The sequence below is a fragment of the Xanthomonas sp. NCPPB 4467 genome (assembly GCF_041475665.2).
Classification (GTDB): domain Bacteria; phylum Pseudomonadota; class Gammaproteobacteria; order Xanthomonadales; family Xanthomonadaceae; genus Xanthomonas; species Xanthomonas dyei.
Map to the genome: position 1 here is coordinate 2468182 of NZ_CM191260.1, position 21775 is coordinate 2489956.

A 21775-nucleotide genomic window follows, 5' to 3' on the forward strand; every position below is an offset into this window, starting at 1 on the left:
CATGGATCTTTCGCTCACCCTGCAATACATGGTCATCGCCGTCGCGGTGCTGCTCAGCCTGTGGGTGGTGATGAAGAAGCAGTTCCCGAGTGTCTTGCGCGGGATGCGGGGCGCGCTGGCGCTGGCGTTGCTGCGCGATGGACGACCGACCTGGATGCAGACCCTGGGACGACGCGTGGCGCCTCCAGCCACGCAGGGCAGTGCGGCCTGCGGTGGTTGCGACAGTTGCGGCCCTGCGCCAACGCGCAAGCATTGATCCCGTTCGCCTCCGCTACACTTGCGCGGCCGCAGGACGCGGCGCGACAGGGGGCGGTGCATGCGTTTGCTGGTGTTGTTGGCGGTCTTGGCCGCGGTTGCGGGTTTGTACAACGATGGTGGCAATGCGCTTGACGAGACGCAGGTGCGCGATTTCTACGCGGCGCACGACAAGGCGATGGTGAGTCAGGATGGTGAGGCGCTCTGCGCCATGACCGCGCCGGAATTCGAAATGGTGGTGCTGTACCGCATGGACTCCCATCAGAAGCGCGAGACCACCAATCGCGCCAACTACTGCAAGTCCAACGGCGAGTGGGCACAGGTGCTGAAGCAGATGCGCCCCGTGGCCGAGCCGGAAGAATTGATCGACTACAAGCGCTCGATTACCAAGATCGAGATCGCGCCGGATGAGCAATCGGCGATGGTCGAAACACGCGCCACGCTCGGCCTGCCGGGTCTGCGCATGACCTTCCGTTCGCGCGACAAGGTGGTGCGCAAGCGCTGGAAGACCTTGATCACGCGTAGCGAAGGCACCGCCTGGGTTGGTCCGGCGTATCGGTAGCCTGCAGCGACAGCGGCTTCTTTGCTTCCGCTAAGGAACCTCTGAACAACTCGCCGACCAGCGGGGAAGCTTGTCGCTTCGCCTGATCCCGGTAAGCGTCCTTACTAAAACTCAAGCGCTTACGGCTGACGCAGCTTGGCTCATGCTTCGATCGAAGGCCTGAGGCAGCGTTGTTCAGAGCTTCCCTAAGAGCGTCTAACGACGCCGCTGCGCACACCGCCAGTTGGGCGCCGCCGCTGCTCGGTACGGCAGTGTCCACTCGTCCGTTCCGGTTCTAGCCGCGACCGTCTACACCCACCTGACGACGGCTCGCCACGTTCTGCCAGCGCTCTACATCGCAGCACGCACGCTGCAGTGCACAGCGCCGGCATTGCGGGCGTTGGGTATGCTTGCGGTATGACGACCTCCTTCCAGATCTCCCGACGTGCGCAGGCGCTGACCAGTTCGGCGATTCGCGAAATCCTCAAGGTGACCGAGCGGCCGGAGGTGACGTCCTTCGCCGGCGGTCTGCCATCGCCGGCGACCTTTCCGGTCGAACGCATGCGCGCAGCCAGCGATCAGGTGTTGCGCGATGCGCCGCAGGCGGCGTTGCAATACGGCCCCACCGAAGGCTATGCGCCGTTGCGCGAATGGGTGGCCGCGCGCCTGAGTCGCGATGGCGCCACGATCCGGCCCAGCCAGGTGCTGATCACCACCGGCTCGCAGCAGGGCCTGGATCTACTCGGCAAGGTGTTCATCGACGAAGGCAGCAAGGTGCTGGTGGAGACGCCGAGTTATCTCGGTGCGTTGCAGGCGTTTTCGTTGTTCCAGCCAGCGTTTGTCGGCATGCCATCGGACGAGGATGGCGTGGTGGTGGATGCGCTGGATCCGGCGCTGCTGGCCGATGCACGCTTTCTGTATTGCCTGCCCAATTTTCAGAACCCCACCGGTCGTCGCCTGCCATTGGCGCGACGTCGGGCGCTGGTCGCACGTGCGGCCGAGGCCGGCGTGCCGATCGTCGAAGACGACCCGTACGGCGAGCTGTACTACAGCGGCGAACCCTTGCCGAGCCTGTTGTCGATGAACCCGGAAGGCGTCATCTACATGGGCTCGTTCTCCAAGGTGTTGGCGCCCGGGTTGCGGTTGGGATATGTCGTCGCGCCGGAGGCGGTGCTGGGCAAGCTGATCCAGGCCAAGCAGGCGGCCGATCTGCATACGCCTTCGTTTACCCAGCGCGTGGTGTATCAGACGCTGCAGGACGACTTTCTCGACACGCATATCCCGCAGATCCGCGCACTGTATGCGCGGCAGTGCAGCCTGATGTTGGAAGCCTTGGACCGGCACTTCCCGGCGCAGGTGCAGTGGAATCGCCCCGAAGGCGGCATGTTCCTGTGGGTGACCCTGCCGCCCGGTCTGGATGGCACCGTGCTGCTGGCGCGTGCGATCGCACGCAATGTCGCCTTCGTGCCGGGTGCGCCGTTCTTTGCGACGTTGCCGCAAGTCAACACGCTGCGGCTGTCGTTCGTCACCGTGCCGGGCGAGAAGATCGATGCCGGCATCCAGGTGCTGGGTGAGGTGCTACGCCAGGCGCTGGCCGAACTGCCAGGGCAGGGCGCATGACATCGCCCGTCTTGGTGCCACAAGCGCCGGTTGCCACGCACATCGATAGTGTCGCAATTGGTGTTGCGCGCGACTTCACTCGCCCCGACAGCCGCAGCGCGATCGACAAGCGCGCAGTGCATGGGTCGCTGCAGCTGGGTGTCGAAGGCTTGCAAGGCGACGAGCAGGGCGACCGGCGCGTGCATGGCGGGCCGGACAAGGCGATTCATCACTATCCACGCGACCACTATGCTGCCTGGCGCCAGGAGCTTGGCGCACATGCACTGCTGGAAGCGGCCGGCGCGTTCGGCGAGAACCTCAGCAGCACCGGCCTGACCGAGGCCACGGTCTGCCTGGGCGACCGCTTTACGCTGGGCACGGCCGTGGTGGAAGTCTCGCAGCTGCGTCAGCCGTGCTGGAAGCTGTCGGACCGCTTCGGTGTGCGCGATATGGCGCGCCGCGTGCAGGAAACCGGCCGCACCGGCTGGTACTACCGGGTGCTGCAACCCGGCGTGGTGGCGTCCGGCAACACGCTGGCATTGCAGGAGCGACCGCATCCGCAGTGGAGCCTGTCGCGGCTACAGCAGGTGCTGTATGCACGCGAAGTCGACGTCGCGACCATCACCGAGCTGCTGCGTCTTCCGCTGGTGCCGTCGTGGCGGGCCCTGTTCGAGCACCGCCTGCAGCGCAGCGAAGGGGAAAGCTGGAGCAGGCGCCTGACCGGCGTCGACGACTAAGAGCAGCTAACAAAACCGCTGTGCTCACCGCCAGGCGGGCGCGGCCGGTGCTCGGAATCCTCTTCTACGACACTCGTGCACTTCGGTTCTCGTGCGCCGTCCACACCCCCCCTGACGACTGCTGGCCGCGTTTTGTTGACCAATCAACGTCACGCGCTGCGGCGGCGCTGAAGGCACAAGCCATTGCCGCGCACGCACAGTCTCCACAGATGCGCGCAGCCAGCCGCCGCGCAGCTGCAAACGTCGACACGCAACAAGCCACAAGTGGCTCCACATCCACCAAACCACGACATCCCCAACAAGCGCTCAGACCTCGCACACCGCTCTGACGATTCCCAATCCCGATTCCCGATTCCCAGCACCTTGTGCAACCCCCACCGCCTCGTTAGCCTGCGGGCATGACAACGTCCCCTGTAAAAGTGTTGATCCACGGCGCCTCCGGGCGGATGGGCAAGGCATTGCTGCGCCTGGCGGCTGAAGACGACGCATTGCATATCGTCGGCGCGGTGGTGGGGCGCTCGCCATCGCAGCGCGTGGTGGACGGCGTGCCGTTCTTTGCCGCCAGCGAGCTGGGCGGTGCGCCGGCCTTCGATGTGGCCATCGACTTCAGCCTGCCGCAGGGTTTTGCGCCGATCCTGGCGCTGTGCGCGCAACGCGGTAAGCCGCTGGTGTCCGGTACCACCGGGCTGGACGAGGTGCAGCGCGCCGCGCTGCTCGATGCCGCGCAACAGATTCCGTTGGTGTGGGCCTCCAACTTCAGTCTTGGTGTCGCGGTGTTGACCGAATTGGTCGAGCGCGCCGCCGGCACCTTGCCAGGCTGGGATTGCGACATCATCGAAGCGCATCACGTGCACAAGCAGGACGCGCCATCCGGCACCGCACTGACGCTGGGCGAGGCGGCCACCGGCAGCGGTGCGCAGCCGCGGTTTGCCAGCCTGCGGGCCGGCGACATCGTCGGCGAGCACACGGTGCAGTTCACCGGGCTGGGCGAGCGGGTCGAGCTGGTGCACCGCGCCACCAATCGCGACATCTTCGCGCGCGGCGCCCTGCACGCGGCCAAACGCCTGATCGGCCGGCCCGCCGGCAGCTACCGGGTACGCGACCTGGTGCTGTAAGACATCGCGCAACAGCGCATGAACACCTGCGCGGTTGCGCGGCGTATTCATGCCGCCGTTGCAGTGCTGTTGCTGCATGGATTGCGTTGCAGGCTGGCAAGCCGGGGCACTTGCCTTTACAATTCTCGCTTGCCCGAACCAGCGTCGGACCGGTCCCCAGCACCGCGTCCGCGCTTTGCTGCAACCGGAATTTGGCCGGAAGCGCATCGGAGTCCCAGGCAGCCAGAGCGAGACCCCACGTGACCCAACCCGCAATCCTTGTCCTCGAAGACGGCACCGTGTTCGAGGGCGAATCCGTAGGCGCCACCGGGCTTTCCGTCGGTGAAGTGGTGTTCAACACCGCCATGACCGGCTATCAGGAAGTCCTGACCGATCCCTCCTACGCCCGCCAGATGGTCACGCTGACCTATCCGCATATCGGCAATACCGGCTTTACCGATCAGGACGACGAGGCCCGCAAGATCTGGGCCGCTGGCCTGATCGTGCGCGATGTGCCGCGCCGCCCCAGCAACTGGCGCAGCCAGGTGGCCTTGCCGGAGTGGCTGCAGGCCCGCGGCGTAGTCGCCATCTCCGGCATCGACACCCGCAAGCTGACCCGCCTGTTGCGCGAAAAGGGCGCCCAGAACGGCGCGCTGATGGCCGGCGAGATCGACGTCGAAAAGGCGCTGGAAGCCGCGCGCAAATTCCCCGGCCTGAAAGGCATGGACCTGGCCAAGGTGGTCTCCACCGAGACGCGTTACACCTGGCAGGAAGGCTCGCTCGACCTGAACTCCGACACCTTTCTCGGCCTCGGTGCGTTGAAGAGTGGAAAGTCCGCACATGCAGGTGCGGACTCTGGAGAGGGACGCACGTTCAAGGTCGTGGCCTACGACTACGGCGTGAAGCTCAACATCCTGCGCATGCTGGCCGAGCGCGGGTGCGACGTCACCGTGGTGCCGGCGCAGACTCCGGTGGCCGAGGTGCTGGCGATGAATCCGGATGGCGTGTTCCTGTCCAACGGCCCGGGCGACCCGGAGCCCTGCGATTACGCAATCGCTGCGATCCAGGAATTGATCGCCAAGAAGATGCCCACCTTCGGCATTTGCTTGGGCCACCAGTTGCTGGCGCTGGCCGCCGGCGCGAAGACGGTGAAGATGATCACCGGCCACCACGGTGCCAATCACCCGGTGCAGGATCTGGATGGCGGGCGGGTGATGATCACCTCGCAGAATCATGGCTTTGCGGTGGACGAAACCACGCTGCCGGCCAATGTGCGGGTTACCCATCGCTCGCTGTTCGATGGCACCAACCAGGGCATCGCCCTGACCGACGCACCGGCGTTCTCGTTCCAGGGCCACCCGGAAGCCTCGCCAGGCCCGCGCGATGTGGGGCCGTTGTTCGACCGGTTTACCGCACTGATGCGGGACCGGGGACCGGGGACCGGGGACACGGGAAAGGCAGGTTGATGGCTTCCCACTTTCGCGAATTGGAAGTGTGGCAGCTGTCGATGACGCTGGCCAAGGCGGTGTACCTGCTGGTCGCGGACTTTCCCAAAGAAGAGCGTTACGGCCTGACTTCGCAGCTCCAGCGTGCTGCCGTCTCCATACCATCGAATATCGCAGAGGGAAATGCGCGCGCTACCACGCGCGATTACGCTCGCTTCGTGTCCCAGGCATGTGGTTCTGCCGCTGAACTGCAAACGCAGTTACTGCTTGCAAGTGACCTAGGCCTGGGCGATCAGGAACAGATCAAGATCGCGCTCGAGGTTTGCGAGCGGGTCAACAAAATGCTGCGCCGCCTTCACCAGGCGCTTTCCGCCAAGCTTGACCCCGGGTCCCCGGTCCCGGGTCCCCGGTCCCGGAGTTGATTCATGCCAAAGCGTACAGATCTCAAAACCATCCTAATCATCGGCGCCGGCCCGATCGTCATCGGCCAGGCCTGCGAGTTCGATTACTCCGGCGCGCAGGCGTGCAAGGCGCTGCGCGACGAGGGCTACCGCGTGGTGCTGGTCAACAGCAACCCGGCCACGATCATGACCGACCCGGACATGGCCGACGCGGTGTATATCGAGCCGATCAACTGGCAGACGGTCGAAAAGATCATCGCCAAGGAAAAGCCCGATGCGCTGTTGCCGACCATGGGCGGGCAGACCGCGCTGAACTGCGCGCTGGATCTGGCCGACCACGGGGTGCTGGAGAAGTACAACGTCGAGTTGATCGGCGCCAAGCGCGAAGCGATTCGCATGGCCGAAGACCGCGAGCTGTTCCGCGTGGCGATGGGCGAAATCGGCCTGGATTGCCCCAAGGCCGAAGTGGCGCACACGCTGGAAGAAGCGCTGGATATCCAGACCCGTGTTGGCTACCCGACCATCATCCGCCCCAGCTTCACCCTGGGCGGTAGCGGTGGCGGCATCGCCTACAACCGCGAAGAACTGATCGACATCGTCGGCCGCGGCCTGGAACTGTCGCCGACCACCGAAGTGCTGGTGGAGGAATCAGTGCTGGGCTGGAAGGAATTCGAGATGGAAGTTGTGCGCGATACCGCGGACAACTGCATCATCGTCTGCGCGATCGAAAACCTCGACCCGATGGGTGTGCACACCGGCGACTCGATCACCGTGGCGCCGGCACAGACGCTCACCGACAAGGAGTATCAGCGCCTGCGCGATGCCTCCATTGCAGTGCTGCGCAAGATCGGCGTGGATACCGGCGGCTCCAACGTGCAGTTCGGCATCAGCCCGACCAATGGCCGGGTGGTGGTGATCGAGATGAATCCGCGGGTGTCGCGTTCGTCGGCGCTGGCCTCCAAGGCCACCGGCTTCCCGATCGCCAAGGTCGCCGCCAAGCTGGCGGTGGGCTACACGCTGGACGAATTGCGCAACGAGATCACCGGTGGGCTGACCCCGGCCTCGTTCGAGCCTTCGATCGATTATGTGGTCACCAAGATTCCGCGCTTTGCGTTCGAAAAATTCCCGCAGGCCGACGCGTGCCTGACCACGCAGATGAAGTCGGTGGGCGAGGTGATGGCGATGGGCCGCACCTTCCAGGAGTCGCTGCAAAAAGCGCTGCGCGGCCTGGAAACCGGCAAGATCGGGCTGGACCCGACCGGCCTGGATCTGGGCAGCGAAGACGATATCGCTGCGCTCAAGCGCGAGCTCAAGGCGCCCGGCCCGGAGCGTCTGTTCTATGTGGCCGATGCGTTCCGTGCCGGCATGAGCGTGGACGAGGTGTATGCGCTGTCGTTCATCGACCCCTGGTTCCTGGATCAGATCGAAGAACTCGTCAGCCACGAGCAGCAACTGGCCGACGATGGCATGGCCGCGCTGGACGCGCCGCGTCTGCGCAAGCTCAAGCGCGCAGGTTTCTCCGATGCGCGCCTGGCCGAGTTGATCGGCAGCAATGAAGAATCGGTGCGCACGCTGCGTCGCGCGTTGAAGGTGCGCCCGGTCTACAAGCGCGTCGACTCGTGCGCGGCCGAATTCGCCACCAGCACCGCGTACCTGTACTCGACCTACGAGGACGAATGCGAAGCGCTGCCGACCAATCGCGACAAGATCATGATCCTGGGCGGTGGCCCCAACCGCATCGGTCAGGGTATCGAGTTCGATTACTGCTGCGTGCATGCGGCACTGGCGCTGCGCGATGACGGCTACGAGACCATCATGGTCAACTGCAACCCGGAAACCGTCTCCACCGATTACGACACCTCCGACCGTCTGTACTTCGAGCCGCTGACGCTGGAAGACGTGCTGGAAATCGTCGAGTTGGAACAGCCCAAGGGCGTGATCGTGCAGTACGGCGGCCAGACCCCGCTGAAGCTGGCGCGTGCGCTGGAAGCCAATGGCGTGCCGGTGATCGGCACCTCGCCGGACTCGATCGATCTGGCCGAAGACCGCGAGCGTTTCCAGCAGCTGGTCGACAAGCTGGGCCTGAAGCAGCCGCCGAACCGCATTGCCCGCAATGCCGAAGAAGCGCTGGTGCTGGCGCGCGAGATCGGCTACCCGCTGGTGGTGCGCCCGAGCTATGTGCTGGGCGGCCGCGCCATGGAGATCGTGTACGGCGAATCCGATCTGGCGCGCTATGTGCGCGATGCGGTGAAGGTGTCCAACGATTCGCCGGTGCTGCTGGACCGCTTCCTCGACAATGCGGTGGAAGTGGACGTGGACATCATTGCCGACAAGGACGGCAACGTGCTGATCGGCGGGCTGATGGAGCACATCGAAGAAGCCGGCGTGCACTCGGGCGATTCGTCGTGCTCGCTGCCGCCGTATTCGCTTTCGCCCAAGACCCAGGCCGAGCTGCGTCGCCAGGTGGTGATGCTGGCCGAAGGTTTGAACGTGGTTGGCCTGATGAACACCCAGTTTGCGGTGCAGGTGGATGAGGCTGGTGACGATGTGGTGTTTTTGCTGGAAGTGAACCCGCGTGCCTCGCGCACCGTGCCGTTCGTGTCCAAGGCCATCGGCATCCCGCTGGCCAAGATCGCCGCTCGCTGCATGGCCGGCAAGACGTTGGCCGAGCAGGGCGCCACCAAGGAAATCGTGCCGGACTATTACTCGGTGAAGGAGGCGATCTTCCCGTTCGCCAAGTTCCAGGGTGTGGACCCGATCCTCGGGCCGGAGATGCGCTCCACCGGTGAGGTGATGGGCGTGGGCCGCAGCTTCAGCGCCGCGTTTGCGCGCGCGCAGGAAGCCGGCGGCATCAAGGCACCGCCGGTGGGCAAGGCCTTCGTCTCGGTGCGCGACCCGGACAAAAAGCGCGTGCTGCCGGTGGCGCAGGCGTTGGTGGAGCGCGGCTTCAGCCTGGTGGCCACGCGCGGCACCGGCGCCTGGCTGCAACAGAACGGGCTGAACTGCGAGATCGTCAACAAGGTGGCCGAAGGCCGCCCGCATATCGTCGACTCGATCAAGAACGGCGAGATCGTCTATATCGTCAACACCACCGAAGGTCGCGCCGCCATCTCGGATTCATTCTCGATCCGGCGTGAAGCGCTGCAGCATCGCGTGACCTATTCGACCACTGTCGCCGGCGCCAAGGCGCTGGTGCATTCGCTGGAATTCCGTGGCACCGGCCCTGTCTGGTCGCTGCAGGAACTGCACAAGGAGCTTCAAGCATGAGAGCACCCATGACCGCGAAGGGCGCAATGCGCCTGCGCGAAGAACTCGATCAGTTGAAGTCGGTCAAGCGTCCGGCGGTGATCAGTGCGATCGCCGAAGCGCGCGCGCACGGCGACCTGAAGGAAAACGCCGAGTACCATGCCGCGCGCGAGCAGCAGAGCTTCATCGAAGGCCGCATCAAGCAGCTGGAAGGCGAGCTCTCGCATGCCGAGATCATCGACATCACCAAGTTGTCGGCCGGCAGCAAGATCGTGTTCGGCGCCACCGTGACCCTGGCCGATACCGAGACCGATGAAGAGAAGCGCTACCAGATCGTTGGCGATCTGGAGGCGGACATCAAGATGGGCCTGATCGCGATTTCCTCGCCGTTGGCGCGTGCCCTGATCGGCAAGCTGGAAGGCGATTCGGTCACCATCGACGCGCCGGCCGGCCAACGCGAGTACGAAGTGGTCACCGTCGCGTATCTGGATTGACCCACTGACGCCTGAGCGATGACGACCGCAACGCTGCTGCTGCCCGAAAAACGCCGTCTGCCCGGAACGCTGGACAACGCGGCGGTGGCCAGTGCCCTGGCGCGCGCCGATCTGCACGCCGCCGATGCCGGCGAAGTGGCGCAGTTGCAGCGGCATTTCACGCTGACGCCAGCGCAGTGGCCGGTGGCGGCATTGACCCGGCAACTGGATGCCGGCGATGCCGCAGGCGCCACCTGGGTGCGTGCCGACCCGGCCTATGTGGTGCCGGACATGCAGGGCGCACGCCTGATGGGCTACGGCGAGGCGCTCGGTGCCACCGCCGAGGACCTGGCGGTGCTGCTGCCGATCCTCAAGCCGATGTTCGGCGATGCCGGATTTTTGCTCGATGCGCCGACGCCATCGCGCTGGTACCTGCGTCTGTCGCCGGATGCCAAGTTGCCGGAGTTCGCGCCGCCGGATGTGGCGATCGGCGACGACCTGTTCGAGCATCTGCCGGCCGGCGATTCTGGCCGGCGCTGGCGTGCCTTGCTGACCGAAGCGCAGGTGTTGCTGCATCAGCACCCGTGGAATGAGGGCCGCATTGCCAGCGGCAAGCCGGCGATCAATTCGCTGTGGTTCTGGGGTGGCGGCGCGCTGCCGCATGCGGTGACATCGCCGCATCGGCAGGTGCGCAGCCGCGAGTCGTTGCTGCGCGCGCTGGCGCTGGCGGCCGGTGCCGATGCGCAGGGCGATCAACGGGTGGATGCGTTGGTTGACCTGCGCCATCTGCGCTCGCTGCAGCAGTTTGGCGACGACGCAGTGGCACCGCTGCTGGCGGCGATGGCACGTGGCGAACTGGATCGGCTGGTGCTGGATTTCCAGGACGGCGAAACGCTGACGTTGGCACGCACGCAACGCTGGCGGTTCTGGCGCACGCCACGGCAGCGCCTGGCGCAATGACCTCCACTCCCCGGATCGTCCGGCGTCCGCCAGGGCAGGCCGGAAGCTGGCCCGACGCCATGTTGCCGCTGCTGCGCCGCATCTACGCCGCGCGCGGTGTCCGCGATGCGCAGGGCGCGCAGCCGCGACTGGGCCAGTTGCTCTCGCCGGAGTTGCTGCATAACAGCGACGTGGCCGCCAACTTGCTGGCCGATGCGATCGCCCAGCAACGGCGCATCCTGGTGGTGGGTGATTTCGATTGCGATGGCGCCACCGCCTGCGCGGTGGGCGTGCGCGGTTTGCGCATGCTCGGCGCGCTGGATGTGCACCACGCCGTGCCCAATCGCATGGTGCACGGCTATGGCCTGTCGCCTGCCTTGGTGGACGAGCTGGCTGCGCTGCAACCGGAGGTGCTGGTCACCGTCGATCACGGCATCGCCTGCCATGCCGGCGTGGCCGCCGCCAAGGCGCGCGGCTGGACGGTGCTGGTCACCGACCACCATCTACCAGGCGAGGTGCTGCCGCCGGCCGATGCGATCGTCGACCCGAACCTGGCGGTCGACAGCTTTCCCAGCAAATCGCTGGCCGGCGTCGGCGTGATTTTTTACGTATTGCTGGCGCTGCGCAGTGCGCTGCGCGCGCGCGGCGCGTTTGCCGACCGCGCCGAGCCGGATCTGTCGGTGTTGCTGGATCTGGTCGCCGTCGGCACGGTGGCCGATCTGGTGCCGCTGGACACCAATAACCGCGCGCTGGTGTCGGCCGGGTTGCGTCGGCTGCGCGAGGGCAAAGGCTGCATCGGATTGCGCGCCCTGATCGATGCCAGCGGCCGCGATGTCGCGCGTCTGAGCGCCAGCGATATCGGCTTCGCGCTCGGGCCGCGCTTGAATGCGGCCGGCCGGCTCGAAGACATGGCGTTGGGCATCGAGTTGTTGCTCAGCGAAGACTGGAGCCGGGCGCGCGAGATCGCCGCCACGCTCGAAGAGATCAATGCCGAGCGCCGCGCGGTGCAGCAGTTGATGACCGACGATGCCGAGCAGGCGGTGACCAAGGTGGTGCTGGATGCCGATGGCGCCTTGCCGATCGCCGCATGCCTGTTCGATGCGGAATGGCACCCCGGCGTGATCGGCTTGGTCGCCTCCAAATTGAAAGACCGGTTGCATCGTCCGGTGATCGCGCTGGCCCCGGCCGAGCCGGGCAGCAGCCAGTTGCGCGGTTCGGCGCGGTCCATTCCCGGCCTGCATATCCGCGACGTGCTGGCGGCGGTGGATGCGCGTCATCCTGGCTTACTGCAGAAGTTCGGCGGCCATGCGATGGCGGCGGGCTTGAGCATGGATCATGCTGCGCTGGCCACCTTCGAGCAGGCGTTTCAGGCGCAGGTGCACGCGATGGTGGATGCGTCGCTGCTGCATGCCGAGTTGCACAGCGATGGCGAGCTGTCCGCGCACGAACTCGATCACGTGCATGCTGAAGCGCTGCGTGTGGCCGGTCCGTGGGGGCAGGGCTTTCCAGAGCCGCTGTTCGACGGCGAGTTCGAGATATTGCAATGGCGTCTGCTCAAGGAACGCCATCTCAAGCTGACCTTGCGTTGCGCCGGCCGCGCCGAGCCGCTCAATGCCATCCATTTCAACGGTTGGCGCGGCAGCGAACCGGCACGCAAGGTGCGGCTGGCGTATCGGTTGGTGAGCGACGATTACCGCGGCGGCAGTGCGGTGCAGTTGATCGTCGAACATTGCGAGCCGGCGGCAGTCACTGGCTGAGCGCGCGGCTGTCAATCGCTGGCTTCGGTAGGGGCGACAGCGCGTCCGGGGATCGGTTCCTCGGCTCGGTCAGACATCCTGTCTGACTCGCCGCCGCGGCACATCCCTGTGCCGCTTTCCGCCAATCCCCGGCCACGTTGCCGCCTCGGCTTGTCGTTTCCATGACCTGGTCAATGCAGGCCAGATCACCATCTTGTTTTCAAGATTCGCGATGGCGACTCTGTAGGTGTTTTCTTGGATGCCCTGTGTTGTTCGGCGTGTGCCGGGAAGCTGATCGGACGCGCCGTGATCCAAGAAACACGCGTCATGCTCCGCTTGCAACCACGCACACCGGCCATCTGGACAGGTCCTTGTCCGCTCACCGTCGCGGGACCCTTGGCGGCGTGGATGCCGCCAAGGAGCTTACGGGGACGTACTTGCAGCGTGTTCCGCCATGGTGGGCGGGCAAGGACCCTGCAGCAAACGCGAGGACGTTGAGGGCGCGGTGCCCTCACCGCTCGCGGGACACGCCGTGAACCCGTCCCTGGGGGCTCGATGGCGGCATCCATGCCGCCAACGGTCCCACCATCGGTGAGGACACCACGCCAGACAGTTTCCTGGCGACTTTATTGAAAGCGCTACACACCGACCAACGTGACCGGTCCTCTCGCAAGACAGCGCAGGCATGCACTGTCTTCGCTTCGATCAAGGTGACTGCTTGACCTCGGCCACCACCGTGGGCAGTTGCCAGGCGCCGCCGGCGGCCACCAGTCGGCACAGGCCCGAGGTGGATTTGGAGGTCTGCACGAAGCGACGGCCGTCCCAGGTCCAGCTTTCCTCGCTGTAGCAATCACCCAGGCCGCGGCCCTTTTGCGAGGACAGGATGGAGGAGCCATCCAGATCGCTGGCATGCGTGGTGATCAGGGTCGGTGCAAACGGCGCGCGCGCGTTGACCACCCAGAAGCCGGTGCCGACGTTGTAGGCGCCCATCCAGCAATCGGTCGACACCAGCAGCTTGTCGTTGCTCAGGCGGGCGACGGTCAGCGGTTCGGCGGCATCGCTGGCATCCAGACCCTTGCATTCTTCATCGGCCGGAAGCGTGGCGCGTAGCGCCTGGTACAGCGCCGGCAAGCTGCCGAGACGGGCGTCGCCGGCCTGCGCTGCGGCCAGCTTGGCCGCGCGGACCTGCGGTACCGGCAACGCCGGCAACACGGCGGTCTCGTCGCGATCGCCCTTGCGCACCAGCGCGCCGCGCGTGCCCAGCCGGCCCTGAAATTCGTCCATCTTCAGCAGCGTTGCCGCTGCGCCGCGATCGGATAGCTGCCAGCGGCGGCCATCGTTGCCGAGCGCCACGATCTTGCTGCTGCGGGTCAATGCCGCCAGCAGCGCGGCGACCTGCGTGCTGCTCAATACCGCGGTGCCGCTCTTGCCATCCAGCGCCAGCTTGCCCAGATCGCGCTGATCGATCTGCAGGCCCAGCGACGCCGGCAGCTTGATCTCGTCGTACTGGCCAAGCATCAGCTCGGCCGTCACCGCCTGGCCGGCACCGGCCTTGCGCGTCAATAGCACCGACACCGGCAGGTGCTCGCCTTCGTCCGGCTGGTATCCGGCGGCGCGGCAGGTGCGGGTGTTGTCGCAGGCGATGGTCCAGTCGTCGTGACTGAAATCGACACTGGTGGCAGGCGCGGCAAGCGCGAGTGCGGGGCTGCACAGCAAGGCCGCGGCAAGCAGGTCGTAACGCATCGAAGTTCCTTCAACGTAGGTCCGGGCCTGCATCTTGCGATGCCTGCCGCAGGGCGTCCAGGCGAATCGTCCGCAGGCAGTGAACGCGATTCATCACGGTGAGTGTGTCCGGTCGCTGCGGTGCATCGGCGCGCGCCCGCGAATCGATCACACTGCGCGCTGCAGATCGACTGCGATCTTCGCGCGGTGCCCGGCTTGTCCTTGCGACGATGCGCTAGCGGCATCGTCTGTTCGGTCTTGCCTGTCGACCTGTCGCTTTCAGCGATCACACTTGCGTCAGCGTTGCTGCGGCGCGCGTCCTGGTCGGCGATTCCCGCACCGGCATCCCGAACAGCGGACGCAGCCAGCGCACGCGGCGGATAAGGTATTCGTGCAATAGCAGGCAGCCGGCAACGGTGGCAGCCAACACCAGCACCGGTTCCACCCACGGGCCCAGGTGCAACGGCGCCAACCAGTACAGCGCCAGGATGATCAGGCTCTGATGCAGGATGTACCAGGGGAACACCGCCTGGGTGCAGTACGGCAGCCACGCGAATGGGCGGTTCAAGCCATGCCTTGCCCAGCCGAACAGGGTCAGCAATGCCAGCCAGGTGTAGGCGGCGCGCGCCAGCCGCTCGACCATGTCCCAGCGAACTGTCGCCAGCAGGGCGGGCAGCGGCACCGGATCGAGCGAGCGGCCCAGATGGCGGATGCTCAGCTCGGTGGCGATCGCCAGCAGCGCGGCGATCAGGGTTGGCCAACGCAGCTGCACTGACCACGTCCAGAAACGTGCGTGACGGGCCAGCGCATATCCCAGCACGAACAACGGAAACGACTCGGCATGCACAAACCAGTCGCCAACCAGGGCGTGGGTCGGTGGGTGGCGCGGCATCACCCACAGCAGGCAGCAGGCCTCCCACAGGATGGGGGCCAGCAGCAGGGCCGGCAGCGCGATGGGCGCCGGCAAGGCTCGCAGCGATAAGGGCAGCATGCGGCCCAGCGCGACCATGGCCATCAGTAACAAGGTGTAAGGCAGCAGATAGGCCAGGTACCACAGGTGGTTCCAGGTGATGCCGTGCTCCCAGCCATCGAAGCTGCCGGCCGGCCACGGCCGGACCTGCCAATAGCGCAGCAGGAAGTTGCCGAAGCCGGGCACGACCTTGCCGTTGCTGACGCCCTGGCAGTACGCCTGCACCGCCACCACCACGAACATGCCGAACAGCAGTGGTGGCAATAACCGGCCGCAGCGTCGCCAGGCGAACTGCCACGGCGCACGTTCCGCCCGCGCCAGACCGATCGCGATACCGGAGATCATGAACAGCAACGGCATCCGCCAGCGGTTGAGCGCGATCATCGGCGCTTGCAGCCAGTCGGTGGTGTACGCGCTCTTTAAATGGAAGTCCCAGCCGGCCACGTAGGCCATGCCCACGTGATAGAGGATCAGCAGGGCGAAGGCGAAGACGCGCAAGGCGTCGATATCGTGGCGGCGCTCGGTCATGGGGGTGGTTGGTCGAGGAAGTGCACGCATCCTGCCCGCCGACCCGCATGGAGAAAGGGGTTCAGGGGTGGAAACGCCCGCGCGCAGTGACCAGTTGCGTCCTCCCAGGGACGAACGGGAGCAGTGGGGATGACGGTGCCGCCCCGTTGCGCGGGCCTCTATCATTGGCAACTGCCAACTGCGGACCTCTGCAATGGAAACCATCGGGCCGCGCGCGCCGACATCTCAGGACGGTGCGCGTCACTTCGCCACGCGCTGGGCGGTAACGATCTGGTTGCTGGTGTTTTACCTGAGCGCACTGGGCAACACGCTGACCGCATGGTTGGCGGGGCGTCGCGATGGCGAGGCGATCGTGCTGTGGCAGGTGCTGAGCTGGGAGCTGACCAGCGCCACCGCATCGCTGCTGTTGCTACCCGCGGTGCTCTGGCTCTGCGCACGTTGGCCGCTGCATGCCGATGTCTGGCGTCGCCGTGTGCCGGTGTATCTGGCGGCTGCGCTGGGCTGGTGGCTGGCGCACGTCGCCGGCATGGTGCTGCTGCGCAAGCTGGTTTATGCGCTGGCCGGCAGCCACTACGACTTCGGTGGCTGGCCGCTGCAGTGGTTTTATGAGTTGTCCAAGGATCTGCGTACCTTTGCGATGCTGGTGGCGTTGCAGCACGCATTGGGTTGGTACGCGCGGCGGCGCCAGGGCGAGGCGCATCTGCTTGCGGCGCCGGATGAAGGCCCACCGGAGGAGCCGCTGGACCGCCCGGAGCGTTTTTTGGTGCGCAAGCTCGGCCGCGACTTTTTGGTCGCCACCGCCGATATCGAATGGATCCAGGCCTCCGGCAACTACGTCAACCTACATGTGCGCGGCCACGACTATCCGCTGCGCAGCACGATGGCGGCGATCGAAGCCAGGTTGGACCCGGCCGTGTTCGTGCGGATCCATCGCAGCTACCTGGTCAATCTGAGCCAGGTACAGGCGATCGAGCCGGTCGATTCCGGCGATGCGCGCGTGCATCTGCGCGATGCCACGGTGTTGCCGTGCAGTCGCAGTCATCTGGCCGATCTGCGCGCGCGGGCAGGGCAGGGGGCCGCTGCGCCGCGGACAGATGCGTTGATGGTCTGAGGCCGCCAAGGCCATGTTGGCGGACCAGCTGGCCGACAGCTCCGCCCGTCTTCGTCCCGGCCGCTGCGACCGAAGCGCGCGCTAAACCGAGCTGTGGGCGCTTGCGGTCGCGCGCAGCAAATGACAGGCCCTCAAGACGACCGCCTCTGCACCGCGCCCAGCCCCGATGCCACCGCGTTCCGCCACCGGCGCCCGCTTGCTAAACTAGCCCGCTTGTTTGCCGGAAGTCCGTCATGATCGAAACCAATCCGATCCGCCAGCGCATCACCGATCTCAACGATCGCGTGCTCTCGCTCAGGGGGTATCTTTGACTACGACGTCAAGAAAGAGCGTCTAGAGGAAGTCAGCCGGGAGCTCGAGAGCCCGGACGTGTGGAACGACGCCGAGCGTGCCCAGGCCCTGGGACGTGAGCGCTCCATGCTGGAAAAAACCGTCATCGGCATCGCCGATGTGCTGGCCGGGCTCACCGATGCCGGCGAGTTGCTGGACCTGGCCGACAGCGAGCAGGACGAAGATACCGCGGTGGCGGTGACCGCCGATCTGGACAAGTACCAGATCCATGTCGAGAAGCTGGAATTCCAGCGCATGTTCTCCGGGCAGATGGACGGCGCCAACGCGTTCGTCGACATCCAGGCCGGCGCCGGCGGTACCGAGGCGCAGGATTGGGCGGAAATCCTCTTGCGCATGTATCTGCGCTGGGCCGAGTCGCGTGGTTGGAAGACCGAGCTGATGGAAGTGTCCGGCGGCGAAGTTGCAGGCATCAAGTCGGCCACGATCCGCATCGAGGGCGAATACGCTTACGGCTGGTTGAAGACCGAGATCGGCGTGCACCGGCTGGTGCGCAAGTCGCCGTTCGACTCCGACAACCGCCGGCACACCAGTTTCACTTCAGTGTTCGTGTCGCCGGAAGTGGACGACAACATCGAGATCGACATCAACCCGGCCGACCTGCGCACCGACGTGTACCGCTCGTCCGGCGCCGGTGGTCAGCACGTCAACAAGACCGAATCGGCGGTGCGTATCACGCATATCCCGACCAATACGGTGGTTGCGTGCCAGACCGGTCGCAGCCAGCACCAGAACCGCGACAACGCGATGAAGATGCTGGCCGCCAAGTTGTACGAACTGGAAGTGCAAAAGCGCAACGTCGAACGCGACGCACTGGAAGCCACCAAGTCCGACATCGGTTGGGGCAGCCAGATCCGCAATTACGTGCTCGACCAGAGCCGCATCAAGGATCTGCGCACCGGCATCGAGCGCAGCGACACGCAGAAAGTGCTGGACGGCGACCTGGACGAATTCGTCGAGGCCAGCCTGAAGGCCGGTCTGGCGGCAGGCTCCAAACGCCTGGACGCCTGACCGCCGCGCGAGGTCGCAGCGGATGCGACGACCTTGCACGACGCTACGCATGCACCGCAGCGCGACCCCGCGTTGCGGCAGCAAAAAGACCTCAGGCGACCCTCGCGCGACACCGTCAATGTCAGAGAACCCGGCGCTGCCGGTGTCTCACTCCCCACCGGGCACGCGCCCGACCTCTAGCAGACCGATTCCCGCCATGACCGAACAGACCCCCGCGCCACACCTTCCCGTCGACGAGAACAGCCTCATCGCCGAGCGTCGCGCGAAACTGGGCGCGTTGCGCGGCCAGGGCATCGCGTATCCCAACGACTTCGTGCGCGAGCACTTCGCCGGCGATCTGCAAGCCGAATTCGCCGATGCCGACAGCTGGACCCCCGAAGCGCTCGAAGCCAGCGGTCGCACCGTCAAAATGGCTGGCCGCCTGATGGCCAAGCGGGTGATGGGCAAGGCCAGCTTTGCGCAGATCCAGGACGAATCCGGGCGCGTGCAGCTGTTCCTGCAGGGCAATGTGCTCGGCGATGCCTATACCGCGTTCAAGGGCTGGGACGTCGGCGACATCGTGGCGGTGGAGGGCGGGCTGACCCGCACCAAGACCGGCGAGCTGTCGGTCAAGGCCAGCGCGCTGCGGCTGTTGACCAAGTCGCTGCGCCCGTTGCCGGACAAGTGGCACGGCCTGTCGGACGTGGAGCAGCGCTACCGCCAGCGCTACGTGGACCTGATCGTCACCCCGGAGGCGCGCGAGGTCTTCATCAAGCGCTCCAAGATCATCCGTGCGATACGCGCCTGGCTGGATGCGCGGCGTTTCCTGGAAGTGGAAACGCCGATGATGCATTACATCCCCGGCGGCGCCACCGCCAAGCCGTTCACCACCCACCACAATGCGCTGGATCTGGATCTGTACCTGCGCGTGGCGCCGGAGCTGTATCTCAAGCGGCTGGTGGTCGGTGGCCTGGAACGGGTCTACGAGATCAACCGCAACTTCCGCAACGAAGGCGTGTCGACCCGGCATAACCCCGAGTTCACCATGCTCGAGCTCTACGAGGCCTATGCCACGTACCACGAGATCATGGATCTGACCGAGCAGGTCATCCGCGACACCGCGCAGTCGGTGCTGGGCACCACCCAGGTGGACTGGGATGGCGCGGCCATCGATCTGGCGCCGGCTTTCCGTCGCTGGCGCATGGATGAGGCCGTCCGTCACTACAATCCGGAAATCACGGCGGCCGATTGCACGGACCGCGCCGCGCTGCTGCGCCATTGCGAGCGGCTGAAGATCCGCACCAAGCCGTCCTACGGCTGGGGCAAGCTGCTGCTGGAAATCTTCGAAGCCACCGTCGAGCACACCTTGGTGCAGCCGACCTTCATCACCGACCATCCGGTCGAGGTCTCGCCGCTGGCGCGCTCCAGCGACACCGAGCCGGGGTATACCGACCGCTTCGAGCTGTTCATCAACGGCAAGGAGCTGGCCAATGGCTTCTCCGAGCTCAACGACCCCGAAGACCAGGCCGCGCGGTTCCAGGCGCAGGTGCAGGCCAAGGACGGCGGCGACGACGAAGCGATGCACTACGACGCCGATTACATCCGTGCGTTGGAGTATGGAATGGCGCCGACCGGCGGCCTGGGCATCGGTATCGACCGTCTGGTAATGCTGCTGACCGGGAGCACCTCGATCCGTGATGTCCTGCTGTTTCCTTACATGCGTCCGGAAGCCTGACTTTTTTTGTGCGAACGCGTGCTCACAGCACAGATACTGCATATGCTAGGGCACAGCTCCGGACAGCGTCCTGTCCGGGGGAGTCGACACAGGGGTCGGCGTCACGCTTTTCCGTTCTCGGGATAGAGGAGCAACGGCTATGCAGGATGTTTTAGGGAATCCGGACGGCATGGTGTCGGCGGATACATGGGGAAGCTGGGCGGAAAAGGCGGATCTGGGATTGAACATCGTCATTGTCGATGACCAGATGTCCGCGCGGACGATGCTGCGCCATGTCATCGAAGACATCGCGCCGGAGCTGAAGGTCTACGACTTCGGCGACCCGCTCGACGCGTTGGCATGGTGCGAAGCCGGGCGCGTGGATCTGTTGCTGCTCGACTACCGCATGCCCGGGATGGATGGCCTGGAGTTCGCGCGGCGCCTGCGCCGGCTGCCGAGCCATCGCGATATTCCGATCATTCTGATCACCATCGTCGGCGACGAGCCGATCCGCCAGGCGGCGCTGGAAGCGGGGGTGATCGACTTCCTGGTCAAGCCGATCCGCCCGCGCGAGTTGCGGGCACGCTGCTCCAATCTGTTGCAGTTGCGTCAGCAGAGCGAGAGCGTCAAGCAACGCGCGCTGTCGCTGGAACAACGTCTGCTGGCCAGCATGAACGAGGTCGAAGAGCGCGAGCGCGAAACCTTGTCGCGACTGGCGCGCGCCATCGAATACCGCGATTCGGGTACCAGCGCGTTCCTGGAGCGCATGTCGCATGTGGCCGGCCTGATCGCCGAACAGCTGGGCCTGTCGGAAGAAGAAGTGCGCATCATCGAGATGGCCGCACCGCTGCACGACATGGGCAAGATCGCCATTCCCGATTCGGTGCTGCTCAAGCCGGGCAAGCTCACCGACGACGAAATGAGCGTGATGAAGCGCCACCCGCGGATCGGCTACGAGCTGCTCAGCGGCAGCCAGAACCGCTTCATCCAGGTGGGCGCCTTGATCGCGCTGCGCCACCACGAGCGCTACGACGGTACCGGGTATCCGGACGGCCTGGTTGGCGAGGCGATTCCGCTGGAAGCGCGCATTGTGGCGGTGGCCGACGTGTTCGACGCCCTGCTGTCGCCGCGTCCGTACAAGGAAGCGTGGACGATGGACGCCGCACTGGCCTATCTCTACGCGCAACGCGGCCGCCTGTTCGACCCACGCTGCGTGGATGCGCTGCTGCGCGGCCGCGCGCAGCTGGACCAGATCTGCGGGGAATTCTCCACCGCATCGGCGCGACCCGGGGTGTGAGGTGATGGCGGTGCTCAGCCAGTTGCGTGCTCGACTTGCCCGTCGCGCCGACAGCGAGCATGGTCAGGCCCTGGTGCGCATCACGCTGATTGCGCTGATCCTGGTCTACACGCTGATCTGTGCTCCCAGGTGGCAGGTCTCCGGGCGCCAGTTGCAGCGGCTGTTCTGCCTGATCGCGATCGGTCAGGCGACAGCCTTGCTGATCTTTTGCTGGATTGTGGCAAGTCCGCAGCGCTCGCATCTGCGGCGGACGCTTGGGATGCTCGCCGACTACGGCTTGATCGGGCTGGCAATGACCTGGATGGGCGCACCGATGGCCAGTCTGTACGTCGTGTTGCTCTGGATCACAATCGGCAATGGGCTGCGCTTCGGCAGCGAGGCGCTACATACCGCTGTTGCCATGGCTACGCTCAGCTTCGGCACGACGCTTGCGAACAGTAATTATTGGCAGGGCCAGCTTGGTCTGGGGATCGCGCTTCTGGGTGCGTTGATCGTGGTTCCTATGTCATTGTTGCGTACGCTGCGCGAGCGGGATCAGGCAATGACCGGGTCGACGCCCGCATTAGGTATCGACGCTGCATTGCAGCACGGAAGGATCCCAACCCCACCGACGCCGCCGCGCGTCTGAG

Annotated in this window: 18 protein-coding genes and 1 other RNA gene; 17 read left to right on the plus strand and 2 right to left on the minus strand. The window is 65.5% G+C overall.

All coding sequences use genetic code 11. From position 1 onward, the window contains the following. The first annotated feature begins 1 nt into the window (after position 1). The 12 genes from ACCQ06_RS10785 to recJ all read left to right on the plus strand — a co-directional run bounded on the left by ACCQ06_RS10785 (position 2) and on the right by recJ (position 12487). Positions 2-256 carry a DUF6587 family protein gene (locus ACCQ06_RS10785; RefSeq protein WP_104615464.1) on the plus strand — a complete coding sequence of 85 codons (255 nt, stop codon included), beginning with the start codon at positions 2-4 and terminating at the stop codon, positions 254-256. Positions 257-316: 60 nt separating this feature from the next. Continuing rightward, positions 317-817 carry a nuclear transport factor 2 family protein gene (locus tag ACCQ06_RS10790; RefSeq protein ID WP_316692349.1) on the plus strand — a complete coding sequence of 167 codons (501 nt, stop codon included), beginning with the start codon at positions 317-319 and terminating at the stop codon, positions 815-817. Positions 818-1213: 396 nt separating this feature from the next. Then, positions 1214-2416, plus strand: coding sequence for an aminotransferase-like domain-containing protein (locus ACCQ06_RS10795; protein WP_316692351.1), 1203 nt, complete (start codon positions 1214-1216; stop codon positions 2414-2416). Beyond that, a complete protein-coding gene (locus tag ACCQ06_RS10800; protein WP_316692352.1) occupies positions 2413-3132 on the plus strand; it encodes an MOSC domain-containing protein in 720 nt (239 codons plus the stop codon). Before ACCQ06_RS10795 ends, ACCQ06_RS10800 begins: the two co-directional genes overlap by 4 nt. A gap of 64 nt (positions 3133-3196) precedes the next feature. Further along, positions 3197-3273: non-coding RNA, sX9 sRNA (locus tag ACCQ06_RS10805), on the plus strand. A gap of 257 nt (positions 3274-3530) precedes the next feature. After that, entirely contained in the window at positions 3531-4247 is a 717-nt protein-coding gene (gene dapB / locus ACCQ06_RS10810) for a 4-hydroxy-tetrahydrodipicolinate reductase (RefSeq protein ID WP_104615467.1), read from the plus strand. 239 nt (positions 4248-4486) lie between these two features. Further along, on the plus strand, positions 4487-5692 hold the full coding sequence (gene carA / locus ACCQ06_RS10815) for a glutamine-hydrolyzing carbamoyl-phosphate synthase small subunit (RefSeq protein WP_316692355.1): 1206 nt from the start codon (positions 4487-4489) through the stop codon (positions 5690-5692). Further along, a complete protein-coding gene (locus tag ACCQ06_RS10820; RefSeq protein ID WP_104615469.1) occupies positions 5692-6093 on the plus strand; it encodes a four helix bundle protein in 402 nt (133 codons plus the stop codon). Before carA ends, ACCQ06_RS10820 begins: the two co-directional genes overlap by 1 nt. A 3-nt stretch (positions 6094-6096) precedes the next feature. Further along, the gene (carB, locus tag ACCQ06_RS10825) at positions 6097-9339 is read left to right on the plus strand and encodes a carbamoyl-phosphate synthase large subunit (protein ID WP_316692357.1); all 3243 of its coding nucleotides are present in this window, start codon (positions 6097-6099) and stop codon (positions 9337-9339) included. An 8-nt stretch (positions 9340-9347) separates the two neighbouring features. Continuing rightward, positions 9348-9812: a transcription elongation factor GreA gene (gene greA, locus ACCQ06_RS10830; protein ID WP_211287668.1), complete on the plus strand. Its 465-nt coding sequence runs from the start codon at positions 9348-9350 to the stop codon at positions 9810-9812. A gap of 18 nt (positions 9813-9830) precedes the next feature. Then, the gene (locus ACCQ06_RS10835; protein WP_316692359.1) at positions 9831-10751 is read left to right on the plus strand and encodes a phosphoglycerate mutase; all 921 of its coding nucleotides are present in this window, start codon (positions 9831-9833) and stop codon (positions 10749-10751) included. Further along, the gene (recJ, locus tag ACCQ06_RS10840; protein WP_316692361.1) at positions 10748-12487 is read left to right on the plus strand and encodes a single-stranded-DNA-specific exonuclease RecJ; all 1740 of its coding nucleotides are present in this window, start codon (positions 10748-10750) and stop codon (positions 12485-12487) included. The genes ACCQ06_RS10835 and recJ overlap by 4 nt, the downstream gene beginning before the upstream one ends. Before the next feature lie 684 nt (positions 12488-13171). Here the strand turns inward: recJ and ACCQ06_RS10845 are convergent. Together ACCQ06_RS10845 and ACCQ06_RS10850 are read right to left on the minus strand one after the other, a co-directional pair. Further along, entirely contained in the window at positions 13172-14209 is a 1038-nt protein-coding gene (locus tag ACCQ06_RS10845) for a DUF1176 domain-containing protein (protein ID WP_316692362.1), read from the minus strand. A gap of 265 nt (positions 14210-14474) precedes the next feature. Beyond that, positions 14475-15686, minus strand: a complete 1212-nt coding sequence (locus ACCQ06_RS10850) for an acyltransferase family protein (RefSeq protein ID WP_316692363.1) — start codon at positions 15684-15686, stop codon at positions 14475-14477. Positions 15687-15846: 160 nt separating this feature from the next. Here ACCQ06_RS10850 and ACCQ06_RS10855 point away from each other — a divergent pair, with 160 nt between their 5' ends. The 5 genes from ACCQ06_RS10855 (at position 15847) to ACCQ06_RS10875 (ending at position 21774) form a co-directional block, all read left to right on the plus strand. Beyond that, positions 15847-16797: a LytTR family DNA-binding domain-containing protein gene (locus ACCQ06_RS10855; RefSeq protein ID WP_316692577.1), complete on the plus strand. Its 951-nt coding sequence runs from the start codon at positions 15847-15849 to the stop codon at positions 16795-16797. Positions 16798-17030: 233 nt separating this feature from the next. Beyond that, a protein-coding gene (gene prfB, locus ACCQ06_RS10860; RefSeq protein WP_104615478.1) for a peptide chain release factor 2 occupies positions 17031-18156 on the plus strand; the annotation gives its coding sequence in 2 pieces (ribosomal slippage) (positions 17031-17105 and positions 17107-18156; 1125 coding nt in all). A 196-nt stretch (positions 18157-18352) separates the two neighbouring features. Further along, positions 18353-19870, plus strand: a complete 1518-nt coding sequence (gene lysS, locus ACCQ06_RS10865; RefSeq protein WP_228324179.1) for a lysine--tRNA ligase — start codon at positions 18353-18355, stop codon at positions 19868-19870. 139 nt (positions 19871-20009) lie between these two features. Beyond that, positions 20010-21146: a cyclic di-GMP phosphodiesterase response regulator RpfG gene (rpfG, locus tag ACCQ06_RS10870; RefSeq protein WP_055846510.1), complete on the plus strand. Its 1137-nt coding sequence runs from the start codon at positions 20010-20012 to the stop codon at positions 21144-21146. 10 nt (positions 21147-21156) lie between these two features. Then, positions 21157-21774 carry an RpfH protein gene (locus ACCQ06_RS10875; RefSeq protein ID WP_228324211.1) on the plus strand — a complete coding sequence of 206 codons (618 nt, stop codon included), beginning with the start codon at positions 21157-21159 and terminating at the stop codon, positions 21772-21774. The last annotated feature ends 1 nt before the right edge of the window (position 21775 follow it).